Source organism: Aeromonas sp. ASNIH2, assembly GCF_002934795.1.
GTDB classification, from domain to species: Bacteria; Pseudomonadota; Gammaproteobacteria; order Enterobacterales; family Aeromonadaceae; genus Aeromonas; species Aeromonas caviae.
On sequence record NZ_CP026406.1, the window covers coordinates 4623747 to 4640399 of the forward strand.

The window sequence follows — 16653 nt, forward strand, 5'->3', positions numbered from 1 at the left end:
TGGCAAAGTCGGGGGGGAGGTTGTCTCTTTGGCGGCCTCATAAAAAAAGCCCGCTACGATCGCGGGCTTCTTGATGGCTTGCCGGACCCGGAACTGGAACTGGGGGCAAGGGAGGTCAGCGCTGGTCTGCTCGGCTTAGCGGGCGCGCACTACCAGCCCCTTGAGGTAGAAGCCTTCCGGATAGGCGGTGCCGATGGGGTGATCGGAGGCTTGGGACAGGAGCTCCAGGATCTGGGCATCGCGGCCGGCATCGAGGGCTGCATCGGCCACTATCTTCTGGAACAGGCTCTGCTCCATCAGGCCGGAGCAGGAGTAGGTCAAGAGCACGCCACCCGGCGCCAACAGCTGGAACGCCAGCATGTTGATGTCCTTGTAGCCGCGGCAGGCGCCCAGCAGCTGGGCCTTGCTCTCGGCAAACTTGGGCGGGTCCAGCACGATGACATCGAACTTCTCGCCCTTCTCGCGATATTCGCGCAAGAGCTTGAAGACGTCGTGACGCACGAACTGGGTGTTGCTGGTATCGAGACCGTTCAGTTCGGCGTTCTGGCGGGCGATGTCCAGCGCATTCTGGGAGAGATCGACGTTGACCACCTCCTTGGCACCGCCCTGGAGGGCATAGACGCCAAAACCGCCGGTGTAGCAGAAGCAGTTGAGCACCCGCTTGCCTTCAGTGTACTTGGCGGCAGCCTGGCGGTTGTCCCGCTGATCCAGATAGAAACCCGTCTTGTGACCGTTACGAATATCGACCAGGATCTTGACGCCGCCATTCTCCTCGATGACGACCGGCTCGGTCGGGGTCTCGCCATGGATGACGCCGGTGCGCTCCTTCAGCCCTTCCTTCTTGCGCACGGCCACGTCGGAGCGCTCATAGATGCTGCACTCGGGGTAGAGGGTACGCAGGGCTTGCGTGATCAGCTCACGCTGGAACTCGGCACCGGCAGAGAGAATTTGGCACACCAGGAAGTCGGCGTAGCGGTCGATGGTCAGACCCGGCAGACCGTCGGATTCGGCGGCGCAGAGGCGATAGCCGGTGAGGCCCTGACGCTTGATGAGCCCGTCACGGGACTCCTGCGCATATTTGAGGCGACGGATGAAGAAGTCGAGATCGACGTTCTCATCCTTGTCGAAGGTCCAGACCCGGGCACGGATCTGGGAGCTGCCGGACCAGGCACCACGGGCGAGCCATTTGCCGTCATGGGTGAAGATCTCGACGGTATCGCCGTCAACGGGGTTGCCCTGCACCCGCTCAATGCCCTTGGAGAAGATCCAGGGGTGGCGACGCAGCAGGGATTTTTCGCGGCCTTTGACGAGATAGATGGAAGCGCTCATGGGTAGTTGCCGATGGTAGAAAAGAAGGGGGCATATAGTAGGGGCTGTGAGGGTAGGCACGCAAGCCGCGTCTACCGGGATCCGTGCATCCTCACGCGGTCAGGGTCGAACGGGCTGTTTCGCGCGTCCCCAGCGCCTGGCCCAGACATGGCAGGCCATCTGGACGATGGCCTGCCGGAGGGGGGTCAGATCCGCAGGCCGGTCAGCGCCTGACCGAGTTCGCTGGCGGTTCCCTTGAGGCCGGTGGTGCCGGCGACCGCCGCGCTGGCGGACTCCTCCACCCGGCTTGCCTCGTGGCGCACCTTGTCGAGGTTGCGGGTGATCTCCTCGGCCACCGAACTCTGCTCTTCGCTGGAGGTGGCGATCTGGGTGCTCATCTCCAGCACCGCATCGCTGTGGTTGCTGAGCCGCTCGATGTCCATGCCCACCTCGGTGATGAGCTGCTGGCTGTCGGCGGCGCGCCCCACCGTCTTCTCCATGATGTCGTTCAGCGCCCCGGTCCCGGCCTGGAGCTCCTCGATCATCTGCTGGATCTCCACGGTCGCCTGCTGGGTGCGGCTGGCGAGGGTGCGCACCTCGTCGGCCACCACCGCAAAGCCGCGTCCCTGTTCACCAGCCCGGGCCGCCTCGATGGCGGCGTTGAGGGCCAGCAAGTTGGTTTGCTGGGAGATGGCGTTGATGACGTTGACCACTTCGTTGATGCGATTGGCGTTGTGAGTCAGCCGCTCGACCGCGCCCGAGGCATTGCCAATCTCGTCTGCCAGGGTGCGGATGGCGGTGATGGTGCGTGCCACCCGCTGTGCCCCGTGAGTCGCCTCGTCGCTGGACTGGCGGGTTTGCAGCAGGGTGTCATTGGCGTTGCGGGCCACTTCCCGGATGGCGGCGGACATCTGCTCCATGGCGGCGGCCAGGGAGTCCATGTGCTGGCGCTGGGCGCGGGCAAGCTGCTCGCCGTCGCTGGCATGCTCGCGAAATTCGTCTGCGGCCAGGGTAAGGGCATCGGCGGACTCTTCCACCAGTTGCACTATCTTGTGCTGGCGGTCGGTGAAGGTGTCGATGCTGCCCGCCAGAATGGAGAACTCATCCCGTACCGGGAAGAAGTTGAGCCGGAAGGTGAGATCGCCGTTCGCCACCGTCTGCAATGCCTTGTTGGTGGAGTAGAGCGCCCCCGAGACAAAGGTCATCAGATAGTGGGTGATGAGGGCCAGCAGGGCGGCCAGCACCGCGATGATGGTCAGGGTAGTGCCCTGGCCATCCCAGAGGGCGTAGTGACTCGTATCCAGGGTGCCGGAGACGACTCCCGCCTGACCTGCGCTGGCGCCATAGCGATAGATGTCTCCCTGCTGGCTAAGGCCGGTGGCGGCGCCAGGCGTGAGTACGAGATCCGCGGGCAGGGTAAGGGTCGGCTGCTGGCTCACCAGCTGGGCCGTGGTCTCGACCCGCCCTTTTAGCTGATCCACTCTGAGCTGCATCGCCTGATCATGGCCGTCGGCCAGCAGATACCAGGTGAGGAAGGCGATGAACACCAGGGGGCACCAGAAGGTGATAAGAAATTTCTCGCTGATCGTGAGGTGAATGAGATAACGGTCAACCCACCGAAACTTTACTTCTTTCATAATGGTATTGCGTCCTGCAAGGGGAAGAGAGTGTCGCGCTCATTATCGCCCCGGGGAAAAATTACTTAAGGGAAAGGTGTGATAAATGGGAGAGCAATCGTTTGTCGTGCGGGTGTGGGGTCAGGTTCAGGGGGTGGGGTTTCGCTACTTCACCCGGGAGCGGGCGCTGCAACTGGGGCTGCGGGGGCATGCCTACAACCTGGAAGATGGTTCGGTGGAAATCCTGATTGCCGGTCCCGAACAGAAGGTACAGATGATGCTGGGCTGGCTTGAGCACGGCCCGCGTACCGCCGAGGTGACCCGAATGGAATATGAGGTGGCGCTACCGCCCAAGGGGAGCGGTTTTCACACCAACTGAGGAGGCGGCAAGGGTCATCGCCTGCACACAATAACGGGAGCCTTGCGGGCTCCCGTTTGCATTGATGATCTCTTGTCTGCGGGTCAGCCTGCCTGGGCGGCGTCGGCGATGGCCTGGGTCTTGGCGAGCACCGTTTGCAGGGCTGGGCGTTTGGCCAGGCGATCCCGATAGGCGGCGAGTTTGGGGGGAATGCTCTGCTCGAAGCGGGTGGCCCACATCAGGGTATGAGCTAGGAGCAGATCCGCGATGGTTACCTGCTCACCCAGCAGGTAACCCTGCTCGGGTACCCAGGATTCGGCGATGGCCGCTGCCTTGTCGAACTCCCACTTGGCGGTGGGGAAGATGGCCGGCAGGCGCTGGGCCTCGGGCAGGGCGAAGCGGTGCTTGCCGATGGTCCACAGTGGCTGCTCCAGCTCGCAGGTGATGAAACTGATCCACTGGGCGTGCAGCGCCGAGGCCTGGGTCCCTCTGGCCGGCAGCCAGTTCGGGCCATATACCTCGGCCAGGTACTGCATGATGGCGGCGGACTCGGTCAACACGAACTCCCCGTCCTTGAGCACCGGCATCTTGCCGCTCGGGTTGAGGGTCAAGAACCAGTCGCTGCGGTTCTCGCCCTTGGCGAAGTCGAGAAACTGGAACTGCCATGCCACGTTCAGCTCTTCCAGTAACCAGGATACGCGCAGGGCACGGCTGATGGGGGTGCCGTATAAGGTGATCATGCTTGCTCCTTGCCTGATGAAGTGGGCCATGGGCCCGAAGTGAATCGCCAGTCTAGGTAAATTGATCGAGAGCAACAAGCGCCCAAGGGGGGAGGAAAAGCACACAACGGCGCAATCAGCAGGAGAAGAGGAGGAAAGAGAGAAAATAAAAGGGAGGCCAGAGGCCTCCCTCGTTGCTAACGGCTGCGGCAGCGCTTACTTCACGCGCATGCCCGGCTGAGCACCTTCCTGGGGCTCGAGGATCCAGAGATCCTTGCCGCCCGGACCTGCCGCCAGCACCATACCTTCGGACATGCCAAAGCGCATCTTGCGCGGGGCCAGATTGGCCGCCATCACGGTCAGCTTGCCTTCCAGATCTTCCGGGTTGTAGGCGGACTTGATACCGGCAAAGACCTGACGGGTTTCGCCGCCGATATCCAGCTGCAACTTCAGCAGCTTCTCGGCTTCCGGCACCGCTTCGGCTTTCTTGATCAGCGCCACCCGCAGGTCAATCTTGGCAAAGTCGTCGTAGGTGATGGTCTCGCTGATGGGATCGTCCACCAGGGGGCCTGCCGGCTTCTTGCTCTGCTCCTTGGCGAGATCTTCCTTGGACGCTTCCACCATGGCATCCACCTTGGCGGACTCGATGCGGGAGAAGAGCGCCTTGAAGGGGGCGACGCCGTGGTCGACCAGAGGGGCGGCGATGCCGTCCCAGGTCAGGGTTTCGCCAAGGAAGGCTTCGGCGCGCTCGGCCAGTTGCGGCATGACGGGCTTCAAGTAGGCCATCAGCACGCGGAACAGGTTGATGCCGACGGAGCAGACGGCTTGCAGCTCGGCATCCGCCCCTTCCTGCTTGGCGATGACCCAGGGAGCCTTGTCGTCCACATAGCGGTTGGCCTTGTCGGCCAGGGCCATGATCTCGCGGATGGCGCGGCTGAATTCGCGCGCTTCATAGGCTTCGGCGATGCTGGCGCTGGCGTTGGCAAACTCGGCGTAGAGTGCGGGCTCGGCGCAGGTGGCGGCCAGCTTGCCGTCAAAACGCTTGGCGATAAAGCCGGCATTGCGAGAGGCCAGGTTGACCAGCTTGTTGACCACGTCGGCGTTGACGCGGGAGACGAAGTCTTCGAGGTTCAAGTCCAGATCGTCGATGCGGCTGTTGAGCTTGGCGGCGTAGTAGTAACGCAGGCACTCCGGATCCAGGTGCTTGAGATAGGTGGACGCCTTGATGAAGGTGCCCTTGGACTTGGACATCTTGGCGCCGTTGACGGTCACATAGCCGTGTACGTTGACCTTGGTCGGCTTGCGGAAGTTCGCGCCTTCCAGCATGGCTGGCCAGAACAGGCAGTGGAAGTAGGCGATGTCCTTGCCGATGAAGTGATAGAGCTCGGCGTCGGAGTCCGCTTTCCAGTAGCTGTCGAAGTCGATGTCGCCGCGCTTGTTGCACAGGTTCTTGAACGACGCCATGTAGCCGATGGGGGCGTCCAGCCAGACATAGAAGTACTTGCCGGGGGCACCGGGAATTTCGAAGCCGAAGTAGGGTGCGTCACGGGTGATGTCCCACTGTTGCAGGCCGCTTTCGAACCACTCTTGCATCTTGTTGGCCATCTCTTCCTGGATGGCGCCGGAGCCGCGTACCCAGTCGGCGAGCCAGGCTTCGAACTGGGGCAGGTCGAAGAAGTAGTGCTCGGAGTCCTTCATCACCGGGGTCGCACCGGAGACGGCGGATTTCGGATCAATCAGCTCGGTCGGGCTGTAGGTCGCGCCGCAACTGTCGCAGTTGTCACCGTACTGATCGGGGGACTTGCACTTGGGGCAGGTGCCCTTGACGAAGCGATCCGGTAGGAACATGGATTTTTCCGGATCGAACAGTTGGGAGATGGTGCGGATCTTGATTTTGCCGGACTCTTTGAGGCGGCCATAGATCACGCCCGCCAGCTCGCGGTTTTCGTCGCTGTGGGTGGAGTGGTAGTTGTCGAAGCTGATGTTGAAACCGGCAAAATCCCCCTGGTGCTCCTGGGAGACGGCGGCAATCATCTCTTCCGGCGAGATCCCCATCTGCTGAGCCTTGAGCATGATGGGCGTGCCGTGGGCATCGTCGGCACAGACGAAATGCACCTGATGGCCACGCATTCGCTGATAACGAACCCAGATATCGGCCTGGATGTGTTCCAGCATGTGGCCGAGATGAATGGAGCCGTTGGCATAGGGGAGGGCGCAGGTTACAAGCATTCTACGAGGATCAGTTGCCATAATACGTTCTTTATGTGCCTGTTGGGATGATACAGTGCCGTGCATGTTACCCGAATTGGGGGCGGCCTGCCTAGGGTTGTGGCCCCCGGTGCCCTGACTGGCGGCATCACGATGTCGTCGGCAAGCCACTGATTTATGTGCGGTAACCGTTCACCTCAGCATAACGACAACATAATGGGGAGTTAATGGTGATTGATTCAGTAAAACAGATCCTTGCCGAATTTAAGCCGGCAGGATGGGGCAAGGATCTGGTCGCGGCCGGTTTTGTGCGTTCCGTCGAGCGGCACGAACAGACCTTGGCCATCACGCTGGTGCTGCCCTTTGCCGGCCAGTCCCTGTTTGAACAGATCAAAGAGGAGTTCGATGCCCGGCTGCGCAGCGCAACCGGTGCGACCCGCATCGACTGGACGGGGGAGATAGACGTGGCCAGCATGCCCCGCGCGCAGCAACTGGCGGCGGTGCAGGGGATCCGCAATATCCTGGTGGTTGCCTCCGGCAAGGGAGGGGTGGGCAAGTCCACTACCGCGGTCAACCTGGCGCTGGCGCTGCAAAAAGAGGGGGCGCGGGTCGCCCTGCTGGATGCGGACATCTATGGCCCCTCCATCCCGACCATGACGGGGACCCTCAAGGAGCGCCCTGTCAGCTTTGATGGCAAGTTGATGGAGCCGGTGATGGCCTGCGGCATCAAGAGCAACAGCATCGGTTATCTGGTGGCCGAGCAGGATGCCACCATCTGGCGCGGTCCCATGGCGAGCAAGGCACTCGGGCAGATCCTTCACGAGACCCGCTGGGGCGAGGTGGACTACCTGGTGGTGGACATGCCCCCGGGCACCGGCGATATCCAGCTGACGCTGGCCCAGCAGGTGCCCACCACGGCGGCGGTGATCGTCACGACGCCCCAGGATGTGGCGCTGGCAGATGCCCGCAAGGGGATCGCCATGTTCAACAAGGTCAATGTGCCTGTGCTTGGCATCGTCGAGAACATGAGTTACCACGTCTGCAGTGCCTGCGGGCATCACGAGCCGTTGTTCGGTACCGGCGGTGGCCAGAAGATGGCGGAGCAGTATCACGTGGCGCTGCTTGGTCAGTTGCCGCTGCATATCGACATTCGCCAGCACATGGATGACGGCTGCCCCACCGTGTTCGGTGCGCCGGATGGCGAGCTGTCACAGACTTACCTGAAACTGGCTCGCCGGGTAGGGGCCGAGCTCTATTTCAGCGCAAAACCGATTGCGACCCCGCTCTACACGGTGGCGCTGGACGAATAATCGGCGTTCGGCCAAGGGGGACGGATTTGGGGTGGGCATGACCACCCCTTTTTCATATAATGGATCGGTTTAAACAATCCCCAGTGCTCTTCTCTTTAGGTATTTTCAATGTCTGATACTCAACATTCCTGTGTGATCATCGGTATTGCTGGTGCATCCGCGTCCGGCAAGAGTCTTATCGCCCAAACCATCTATGAAGAGCTGGTGGCCGAGCTGGGAGCGGGTCAGATTGGTGTGATCACCGAGGATTGCTACTACCGTGATCAGACCCACCTGACCATGGAAGAGCGGGTCAAGACCAACTATGACCACCCCAATGCCCTGGATCACGATCTGCTGGTGCAGCATCTGACCCAGCTGACGCAAGGGGAGGCGGTCAACATCCCCCAGTACTCCTATACCGAGCACACGCGCATGACCGAGGTCACTACCTTTGCACCGCGCCGTGTCATCATCCTCGAAGGGATACTGCTGTTGACCGACAGCCGCCTGCGCGAACTGATGGACGCCTCCATCTTCATGGATACCCCGCTCGACATCTGTTTGCTGCGCCGTCTGGTGCGCGATGTGCAGGAGCGCGGTCGTACCATGGACTCCGTGCTCAAGCAGTATCAGAAGACTGTGCGTCCCATGTTCATGCAGTTCATCGACCCGTCCAAGCAGTATGCCGACGTGATCGTGCCCCGTGGCGGCAAGAACCGCATCGCCATCGACATGCTCAAGGCGCGTATCCGCCATATGTTGATTGGTTGAGAGAAAACAAGCCGGGTGATGCCCGGCTTTTTTTAATGAATCTTTTGTCAGGAGAGTCGCAGAATGCGTCTTTGTGATACCGATATCGAACGGCACCTGGATGAAGGCAAGATCGTTATCGAGCCACGGCCCGGTGTTGAGCGGATCAGCGGCGTCAGCGTCGATGTGCTGCTGGGCAACGAGTTTCGGGTGTTTCGCGATCATACCGCGCCTTACATCGACCTTGGCGGTACCAGTGCCGAGATGGCCGATGCCATCGAGCGGGTGATGAGCGAGGAGATCCACGTGCCGGACGGTGAAGCCTTCTATCTGCACCCGGGTCAGCTGGCGCTGGCGGTGACTTATGAATCGGTTACCTTGCCCGCAGATATCGTCGGCTGGCTGGATGGTCGCTCCTCCCTGGCGCGCCTGGGCCTCATGGTGCACGTCACCGCCCACCGCATCGATCCGGGCTGGTCCGGTCGCATCGTGCTGGAGTTTTACAACGGCGGCAAGTTGCCTCTGGCCCTGCGTCCCAAGATGAAGATCGGTGCCCTGAACTTCGAGATGCTGTCAGGTACCGCGGCTCGCCCGTACAACAAACGGGAAAATGCCAAATACAAGAGCCAGCAAGGGGCTGTGGCCAGCCGGATCAACCAGGATTGATCCCCGCATTGTGCGGCTTGTCTATGGAGGAGGGGGCCAAGGCACCCTCTTTTATATATGGCAAAAGGAAACGGACGTGCCGAGCGGGTTGAAAGGCTGCCTTTTTCGGGACATCGAGCCATGCTCAGGCTTTGATTGGCGCCTATCCACAGCAATGGAATGGACTTAAATTAATCCTCGACAAGCCCCGTTCCTACAGGCCCTAAGACATTTTCTGACGGAATGCCCTTTTTTTTTTTTGCTGAAATATTTCAACAACGGGTATGGCGCATCGAGCCTTCTGGCATAATCCGCCGCAACTCATAAACAGGTTCGTTTTTATGTTTGAAATGTTTAGTGGTTTGGGTTTGTGGTGGTCAATCGGTTTGGTATTGGCCGTTTTTTTTGTGCTGGCCTATGAATTCATCAACGGCTTTCACGATACCGCCAACGCGGTAGCAACGGTTATCTATACCAAGGCGATGCCGGCTCATATGGCGGTGGTGGCTTCCGGTCTGTTCAATTTCGCCGGTGTCATGCTGGGTGGGTTGGGGGTGGCCTATGCCATCGTTCACCTGCTGCCCATCGATCTGCTGCTTGGCATGGACTCTACCCAGGGTCTGATCATGGTGTTCTCCCTGCTGTTCTCGGCCATCTTCTGGAACCTGGGAACCTGGTACTTCGGCATTCCGGCATCCAGCTCCCACACCCTGATCGGTTCCATCCTGGGGGTAGGCGGCGCCTATGCCCTGATCAGCCATCAACCCCTGAAAGAGGGTATCAACGTCGGCAAAGCCATCGACATCATGCTCTCTCTCATCATCTCTCCCACCGTGGGCTTCATCATTGCCGCCCTGCTGCTGTTCGTCATGAAGCGCGTATGGCTTGGCAGCAAGATCCACAAGACCCCGGAAGAGCGCCTGCTGGTGGACGGCAAGAAGCATCCACCGTTCTGGGCCCGTGTCACTCTGATTTGTTCCGCAATGGGGGTGAGCTTCGTGCACGGCTCCAACGATGGTCAGAAAGGCATCGGTCTGGTGATGCTGGTGCTGATCTGCATGGCGCCTGCCTATTTTGCGCTGGACATGAACAGCCGCTCCTATGATCTGGACAGAACCCAGGATGCCAACCAGCGCATCATGGAGATCTACCAGCGTAACCAGGATCAGGTCTCCCATCTGGTGAACTTCAGTGTGCCTGCCAAAGCCCAGGAAGAGCTGATGAGCCACTGTGCGGCAGGGGAGGCCCTGCAGGCCATGGCGACCCTCGACAAGCGTCTGGGCCAGGTACGCACCTACGAGGAGATGAACCTGGTGGATCGCCGCGAGGTGCGTCGTCTGCTGCTGTGCATCGATGACACTGCCCGCAAGGTCTCCAAGTTGCCACTGCCGGCCAAGGAGCTGACCGATCTTGCCAAATGGCGCAAGGATCTGACCGCCACGGCCGAATATGCGCCGACCTGGGTCATCGTGTCCATCGCCCTGGCGCTCGGTTGCGGCACCATGGTGGGCTGGCGTCGTATCGTCTACACGGTAGGGGAGAAGATCGGTTCCTCCGGCATGACCTACAGCCAGGGCATTGCAGCCCAGATCACGGCCGCCGCGTCCATCGGGATTGCGAGTCTGACCGGGATGCCGGTGTCCACCACCCACATTCTCTCCTCTGCGGTAGCGGGGACCATGGTGGCCAACAAGTCCGGCCTGCAGAGCCAGACCATCAAGACCATTCTGCTGGCCTGGGTGCTGACATTGCCGCTCACCATGCTGCTCTCCGGCGGTCTCTTCCTGCTGAACAACCATCTCTTTGGCGGATAAGCGCGACAGTCATTGGAAATGAAACAAGGGCCTTCGGGCCCTTTTTTGTTGCCTGGTGAATGTCACGTCATACGGCAATAGTTCAATGAGCAATAGCTATATGCCATCAGACAAGAAGTTGAATGACATTATCTATCACCTTTTTGGCTTCTCTACATCCCTGAACCACTCGTTGTGCACAGTGAGGTGAACCTGCCTGTGTGACGCCTTGTTACGAGCCGACCCTTGCACGTGAAGCTGAAGGGAGGGCGTTCAACGGGTCTATGATCCTCACCAGAAATGATGAGAGTGAAGAGTGCCACAGGTTGCTCTATGTCTGGCATTCCTGTTCAACCTGGGCTGTCTCAGCTACCACGAACACACCGACAGAGCAGTCAAAGGGGCTGCCAGACTGTTTGCCAATGGCATCATATGCTGTCAATGCACGGACTCTGTCGACAAAGCAGAGCATGTCGTGATGCTTCGACAGAGATGAATCCTCTGTCTGGTGTGTTATTCACGTATTTTTGGACTGGGTGTGTGTGGTCGCTGAACATCGGGAAAGCGGCGGATATCGAACGGGCAGGGAGGGAGATCAAGGCGATGTCAGCCCCAAAAAAGAGACAAAAAAAGAGCCACACATTGTGTGGCTCTTTTTTCAGACTAACGGGTCTGCTCAGGGGCGACCGGCCGGGCTGGTTGCCACGTTGCTGGCAGCGGTGCTGCCACCGTGGCGACCGGAGGTCACGACTTCGCTGCGTACCAGGGGAGCGTACTCCACGGGTTCACGGGGTGTCGGGGCAGGAGCCGCAGCCGGCGTTGCCATGGGGGCATAAGCCTTGCGGGCACGGGCCAATACACCGGCACCCTTGCTGACCTTCACTTCGGGGCTGGTTGCTGGCTCGGTTTGCACCACGGCAGCCGGCATCTCGACGACCTCCGCTTCGGCGGTGGCCGTCTCCTCAGCGATCACGACAGGTGCCGCTTCAGCAACCGGTGCAACCTCTTCTGGGATGGCCTCAACTTGTTGGGTCTGCTCGACAGCGTCGATCACGGCGACAGGTTTGTCATGAGAGGCGGTATCGACGATAGGTTCGACCATCTCGGGTTCGACAACTGCCACTTCGGCGACGGGGTCAGCGTCTGCTTGCGCAACCTGCTCAACTTCGTCAGTGGAGGGCGCGTCCACAGCCTGGGCTGCCAGTGCTTGCTCTGCCGCTTCCTCAGCAACGGCTTCAGCCACCACGTGTTCGGTCAGTGCGGCGGAGGCCTGCAGGGCGGCAGCAACCGCTTCTGCGCTCGGAATGGTGATGACAGGCACAGCCGGTTCTTCCACCTTCACCTGAGCCGCATCGGCCTGGGCCGCGGCAGTCAGCTGCACTTCGCCTTGTGCTTCGTCTTCACGCTGGCCACGAGCCTCTTCGTTGATGCGCTTGCGACGTTGCCCTTCGATGCGCTGATTGCGCGGGGTACGGCGGGAACGACGCTGACCTTCGCCTTGCTCTTCTTGTTGCTCAGCAGAGGCGGCTTGCACGTCGGCGACATCGGTGATTTGCTCGTCAGTCGGCAGGGCAGGGGTGTCGATCGCGGCGACATCGACACGGATCTGCTTGCGCAGTTGGCGACGTTCGCGGCGTTCGGCCACTTTTTGCTCTTTTTCCTGACGCGGTTCAGCGCTGGCGACCGCAGTATCAACGGTATCAACCGCCTCGACGATCACCTCGGCACGGGGTTCGCGGGGGGCGCGAGGTTCACGAGCCGGACGCGGGGCACGAGGTTCGCGCTCCTGGCGGGGTTCGCGAGGCTCACGCTCCATGCGCTGTTCGGTGCGCACTTCGCCACGGGGTTCCCGTTCCTGGCGCGGTTCCCGCTCTTTGCGCGGGCGACGATTACGATCACTGCTCTCGCGGCTGGCTGCGCCTTCACGCTTCTCGCCGGCCTCGGCATTGCGACTGCCGCGGTTGTCGTCGCGACGACCACGTTGACCACGGCTGCGGGATTCATCGCGCTGGTGACGGTGCCCGTCATCCTTGCGAGCTTCGCGCTGGGCGGCCGGTTTGTCGGCAGGCGCCTTCACCTCGGCCGGAGCCGCATCGGAGGAGGCACCGAACAGGCCGGAGAAGGCCTTGGCCAGCTTGCCAAAGAAGCCGACTTGTTCTGCAACCGGAGCGGGAGTCGCAACAGGAGCCGGGGCGGCGGGCGCAACCGGCTGAGGAGCCGGGGCAAACCCTTGCAGCAGCGGTTGTTCACGCTCGACTACCTGAGCCTGGCGCGGCTGATAGACCGGCTTGGCAATCTCGGTTTTGAGCTCGTAGCTGGCCGCTTCCGGGATCTCGTTCTGACGGATGCGGGTCACTTCGTAGTGCGGGGTTTCCAGATGCTGGTTCGGAATGATGTAGACACGTACATCATTGCGCTGTTCCAGATTGGCGATGGAGGTACGCTTCTCGTTGAGCAGATAGGCGGCCACATCGACCGGCACCTGGGCATGCACCTGCTCGCTATTGTCCTTCATGGCCTCTTCTTCGATGAGACGCAGGATGGACAGGGCGAGGGATTCATTGTCACGGATGACCCCCTGACCCTGGCAACGGGGGCAGATATGGCTGCTGGACTCGTTGAGGGAGGGACGCAGACGCTGGCGAGACATCTCCAGCAGACCGAAACGGGAGATACGGCCCAGCTGGATGCGGGCACGATCCTGATGCACCGCTTCACGCAGACGGTTTTCCACTTCGCGCTGATGGCGAACCGGGGTCATGTCGATGAAGTCGATGACAATCAGGCCACCCAGGTCACGCAGGCGCAGCTGGCGGGCGATCTCGTCGGCCGCTTCCAGGTTGGTCTGCAGGGCGGTCTCTTCGATATCGCCGCCCTTGGTGGCGCGGGAGGAGTTGATATCGATGGAGGTCAGTGCTTCAGTCGGGTCGATGACGATGCTGCCGCCGGAGGGCAGGCGCACTTCGCGCTGGAAGGCCGATTCGATCTGGCTCTCGATCTGGAAGTGGTTGAACAGGGCGACATCACCCTTGTACAGCTTCACGCGATTGAGGAAATCGGGGCGGACCAGCTCGATATGTGACTTGGCGCGCTCGAAGATGACCGGGTTGTCGATCAGGATCTCACCCACATCGCGACGCAGATAGTCACGGATGGCGCGCACGATGACGTTGCTCTCCTGGTGAATGAGCACCGGAGCGGAACGTTGTTGTGACGCCTTGTGGATGGAGTCCCAGTGATTGAGCAGAACGTTCAGATCCCACTCCAGCTCTTCCGGGGACTTGCCCACACCGGCGGTGCGCACGATGAGGCCCATGCCGTCCGGCACGGTCAGTCCGCTCAGAGCTTCCTTCAGCTCGGTCCGCTCGTCACCCTCGATGCGACGGGAGATGCCGCCGGCACGGGGGTTGTTCGGCATCAGCACCAAGTAGCTGCCAGCCAGACTGATGAAGGTGGTGAGGGCTGCACCCTTGGTACCACGCTCTTCCTTGTCGATCTGGACAATCACTTCCTGGCCTTCGCGGACCACTTCTTTGATGTTGGGACGACCCTGATAGGAGTAACCGGAGGGGAAGTAATTGCGGGCGATTTCCTTTAACGGCAGGAAACCGTGGCGTTCGGCGCCATAGTCAACAAAAGCAGCTTCGAGACTGGGTTCTACTCGGGTGATTTTGCCCTTGTAAATGTTCGCTTTTTTCTGCTCGTGTCCCGGACTTTCAATATCCAAATCGTAGAGCTGTTGTCCGTCAACCAGCGCTACGCGCAACTCCTCTTCCTGAGTCGCGTTGATTAGCATTCTTTTCATTGAGTTCTCATTATTTTGTCATTTTGATTCCTCCACTGGGTCCTGCCGGCGCCGGCCTCGGGTCTTCAGCATGCTGGGGCAACCTCCCGGTTGGGGTATGCATGAGGCGCAAACTAAGGGCACTCTGGTTCAGCCTTCTCGAGAGGGCGTGAATTAAGGATACCGATGTGGAGACAATTTACGTCGGCTCTGTTTGTGTTCTCCATGCGTTGTACCTCGCACCCGGGAACCGTCATGTTCTTGTATACACGGTGTTTCGGGATTGGGTGGCATACATTTTGGCCACTTAGTACAAGGCTTGAACACAATGACAAAACCTTGTTTATTATCCCATTTAAACCACTTTTATAGCAAGACGCCATTTTTTAACAAAGCATGGAGCCAAGGGCTGTCAGCGGTGTTAAAATCCGCGCCATGACACAGATACATCAACAAGTGCAGCTGCTCACCATCGAAGCTGAGCATGACGGGCAGCGCATCGACAATTTTCTCAAGACTCAGTTAAAGGGCGTCCCCAAGAGCCTGATTTATCGCATCCTTCGAAAAGGGGAGGTGCGGGTCAACAAGAAGCGCATCAAACCGGAATACAAGCTTTGTGCCGGTGACGAGGTGCGGGTGCCCCCCGTGCGTGTGGCCGAGAAGAATGAGTTGCCTTCTGCCAACCTCGGCAGCATCCAGCGTCTGGAGAGCCAGATCCTGTTTGAAGACGATGCCATGATAGTGCTCAACAAGCCGTCCGGCATGGCAGTGCACGGCGGCAGCGGCCTCAGCTTTGGCGTCATCGAAGGGCTGCGTGCCCTGCGCCCCGAAGCCCGTTTCCTCGAACTGGTGCACCGGCTGGATCGCGACACCTCCGGCGTGCTGCTGGTTGCCAAGAAGCGCAGTGCCCTGCGCAGCCTGCACGAGCAGTTGCGGGTCAAGACCATGCGCAAGCAGTATCTGGCGCTGGTGCGCGGCCAGTGGCAACCCCACGTCAAGGTGGTCAATGCGCCACTTCGCAAAAATGATCTGCAATCCGGCGAGCGGGTGGTGCGGGTCAGCAGCGATGGCAAACCCTCCGAGACCCGGTTCCGGATTGCCCGTCAGTTTGCCGAGGCTACCCTGGTCGAGTGCAGCCCCATCACTGGCCGTACTCACCAGATCCGTGTCCACACCCAGCACGCCGGCCATCCCATCGCCTGCGATGACAAATATGGTGAGACCGGGTTTGATGAAAAAATGCGAGGGCAGGGGCTAAAGCGTCTGTTCCTGCACGCCTGGAAGCTCACCTTTACTCATCCGGTGGATGAGCGGGAGATGCAGGTGGAAGCGCCATTGTCACCGGAGCTTGAGGCGTTTCTCGCCAAGCTGCCACGCTGACAACCATGAAAAACGGGAGCCAAGGCTCCCGTTTTTCATGGCAGAGTTCTTGTTATGGCAGAGCCAGGCCGTGGCGACCCAGGAGATCAACCAAGCCTATCAGGGGAAGACCGACAAGGGCGTTGGGATCGCGCCCCTCCAGCGCCTTGAACAAGACGATGCCCATTCCCTCGCATTTGAAGCTGCCGGCACAATCCAGAGGACGTTCGGCCTCCACATAGCGACGGATGGCTGCTTCGTCGAGCGAGCGAAAATACACGGTGAAAGGCTCGACGAGCTGCTCGGCATGGCCATTCGCAGCATTGATCACACAGAGCCCGGTGTAAAAGATGACGCGCTTGCCTTGTGCCCGCAGCAACTGCTCGACCGCCTTCTCCACCGTGCCGGGCTTGCCGAGGATCTGCCCGTCACAGACGCACACCTGATCTGAACCGATGATCAATCCTTGATCACGGTCAGTAGCAACGGCATTCGCCTTGGCAAATGCCAATCTGCTGACCAGGGCTTCTGCGGTCTCCCCGTGTCGCGCTGTCTCATCGACTTGAGGCGCAGCACAGTGAAATGGCTGACCGAGTTTTTCCAGCAAGGTTTTGCGGTAAGACGAGGTGGACGCGAGGATCAAGGAAGGCTGCATGTTTTGATGATATCCATTTATAAATCAATTGGTTGATTCTATCTGTGCAGATGGGGCCACGCAAACAGGAGATGTCTACAGCGGGACTCGCCTAATTAGCGGGAAGCATGCATGCTGATGGAACCACAGCACAAACACAATCGCCAGCTGGGCAGGGACATGGCAA

At 60.0% G+C, this 16653-nt stretch carries 12 protein-coding genes; 6 read left to right on the plus strand and 6 right to left on the minus strand.

From position 1 onward, the window contains the following. Positions 1 to 135 precede the first annotated feature (135 nt). Together C3F36_RS21960 and C3F36_RS21965 are read right to left on the minus strand one after the other, a co-directional pair. On the minus strand, positions 136 to 1329 hold the full coding sequence (locus C3F36_RS21960) for a class I SAM-dependent methyltransferase (protein ID WP_104455927.1): 1194 nt from the start codon (positions 1327 to 1329) through the stop codon (positions 136 to 138). 185 nt (positions 1330 to 1514) lie between these two features. Further along, entirely contained in the window at positions 1515 to 2945 is a 1431-nt protein-coding gene (locus tag C3F36_RS21965) for a methyl-accepting chemotaxis protein (protein ID WP_010674726.1), read from the minus strand. 85 nt (positions 2946 to 3030) lie between these two features. On the opposite strand from C3F36_RS21965, the gene C3F36_RS21970 reads away from it, so the two are divergent. Next, a complete protein-coding gene (locus C3F36_RS21970) occupies positions 3031 to 3303 on the plus strand; it encodes an acylphosphatase (protein ID WP_042017631.1) in 273 nt (90 codons plus the stop codon). A gap of 83 nt (positions 3304 to 3386) precedes the next feature. Here the strand turns inward: C3F36_RS21970 and C3F36_RS21975 are convergent, their stop codons facing one another. Then, entirely contained in the window at positions 3387 to 4022 is a 636-nt protein-coding gene (locus tag C3F36_RS21975) for a glutathione S-transferase family protein (protein WP_042017632.1), read from the minus strand. Positions 4023 to 4217: 195 nt separating this feature from the next. Next, positions 4218 to 6251, minus strand: coding sequence for a methionine--tRNA ligase (gene metG / locus C3F36_RS21980; RefSeq protein ID WP_104455928.1), 2034 nt, complete (start codon positions 6249 to 6251; stop codon positions 4218 to 4220). Between the two features lie 185 nt (positions 6252 to 6436). On the opposite strand from metG, the gene apbC reads away from it, so the two are divergent. The 4 genes from apbC to C3F36_RS22000 all read left to right on the plus strand — a co-directional run bounded on the left by apbC (position 6437) and on the right by C3F36_RS22000 (position 10710). Further along, a complete protein-coding gene (apbC, locus tag C3F36_RS21985) occupies positions 6437 to 7519 on the plus strand; it encodes an iron-sulfur cluster carrier protein ApbC (protein WP_103243127.1) in 1083 nt (360 codons plus the stop codon). 108 nt (positions 7520 to 7627) lie between these two features. Then, positions 7628 to 8272 (plus strand): uridine kinase, encoded by a 645-nt coding sequence (gene udk, locus C3F36_RS21990; protein ID WP_010674731.1) that lies wholly within the window; start codon positions 7628 to 7630, stop codon positions 8270 to 8272. Positions 8273 to 8335: 63 nt separating this feature from the next. Beyond that, positions 8336 to 8917, plus strand: a complete 582-nt coding sequence (gene dcd / locus C3F36_RS21995) for a dCTP deaminase (RefSeq protein ID WP_010674732.1) — start codon at positions 8336 to 8338, stop codon at positions 8915 to 8917. A 320-nt stretch (positions 8918 to 9237) separates the two neighbouring features. Continuing rightward, complete coding sequence (locus C3F36_RS22000; protein WP_104455929.1) at positions 9238 to 10710, plus strand: inorganic phosphate transporter; 1473 nt, start codon at positions 9238 to 9240, stop codon at positions 10708 to 10710. Positions 10711 to 11365: 655 nt separating this feature from the next. Here the strand turns inward: C3F36_RS22000 and rne are convergent. Further along, positions 11366 to 14494, minus strand: coding sequence for a ribonuclease E (rne, locus tag C3F36_RS22005; protein WP_104455930.1), 3129 nt, complete (start codon positions 14492 to 14494; stop codon positions 11366 to 11368). Positions 14495 to 14908: 414 nt separating this feature from the next. Between rne and rluC the strand changes: the two genes are divergently transcribed. After that, entirely contained in the window at positions 14909 to 15853 is a 945-nt protein-coding gene (rluC, locus tag C3F36_RS22010) for a 23S rRNA pseudouridine(955/2504/2580) synthase RluC (protein ID WP_010674735.1), read from the plus strand. Between the two features lie 52 nt (positions 15854 to 15905). On the opposite strand, the gene C3F36_RS22015 is transcribed toward rluC, so the two are convergent. After that, positions 15906 to 16487 (minus strand): Maf family protein, encoded by a 582-nt coding sequence (locus tag C3F36_RS22015; protein WP_029314530.1) that lies wholly within the window; start codon positions 16485 to 16487, stop codon positions 15906 to 15908. Positions 16488 to 16653: the final 166 nt, after the last annotated feature.

Coding starts and splice junctions, on each gene's coding strand:
- C3F36_RS21960 (WP_104455927.1), bottom strand. CDS start 1,329: ATGAGCGCTTCCATCTATCTCGTCAAAGGCCGCGAAAAATCCCTGCTG.
- C3F36_RS21965 (WP_010674726.1), bottom strand. CDS start 2,945: ATGAAAGAAGTAAAGTTTCGGTGGGTTGACCGTTATCTCATTCACCTC.
- C3F36_RS21970 (WP_042017631.1), top strand. CDS start 3,031: ATGGGAGAGCAATCGTTTGTCGTGCGGGTGTGGGGTCAGGTTCAGGGG.
- C3F36_RS21975 (WP_042017632.1), bottom strand. CDS start 4,022: ATGATCACCTTATACGGCACCCCCATCAGCCGTGCCCTGCGCGTATCC.
- metG (WP_104455928.1), bottom strand. CDS start 6,251: ATGGCAACTGATCCTCGTAGAATGCTTGTAACCTGCGCCCTCCCCTAT.
- apbC (WP_103243127.1), top strand. CDS start 6,437: ATGGTGATTGATTCAGTAAAACAGATCCTTGCCGAATTTAAGCCGGCA.
- udk (WP_010674731.1), top strand. CDS start 7,628: ATGTCTGATACTCAACATTCCTGTGTGATCATCGGTATTGCTGGTGCA.
- dcd (WP_010674732.1), top strand. CDS start 8,336: ATGCGTCTTTGTGATACCGATATCGAACGGCACCTGGATGAAGGCAAG.
- C3F36_RS22000 (WP_104455929.1), top strand. CDS start 9,238: ATGTTTGAAATGTTTAGTGGTTTGGGTTTGTGGTGGTCAATCGGTTTG.
- rne (WP_104455930.1), bottom strand. CDS start 14,494: ATGAAAAGAATGCTAATCAACGCGACTCAGGAAGAGGAGTTGCGCGTA.
- rluC (WP_010674735.1), top strand. CDS start 14,909: ATGACACAGATACATCAACAAGTGCAGCTGCTCACCATCGAAGCTGAG.
- C3F36_RS22015 (WP_029314530.1), bottom strand. CDS start 16,487: ATGCAGCCTTCCTTGATCCTCGCGTCCACCTCGTCTTACCGCAAAACC.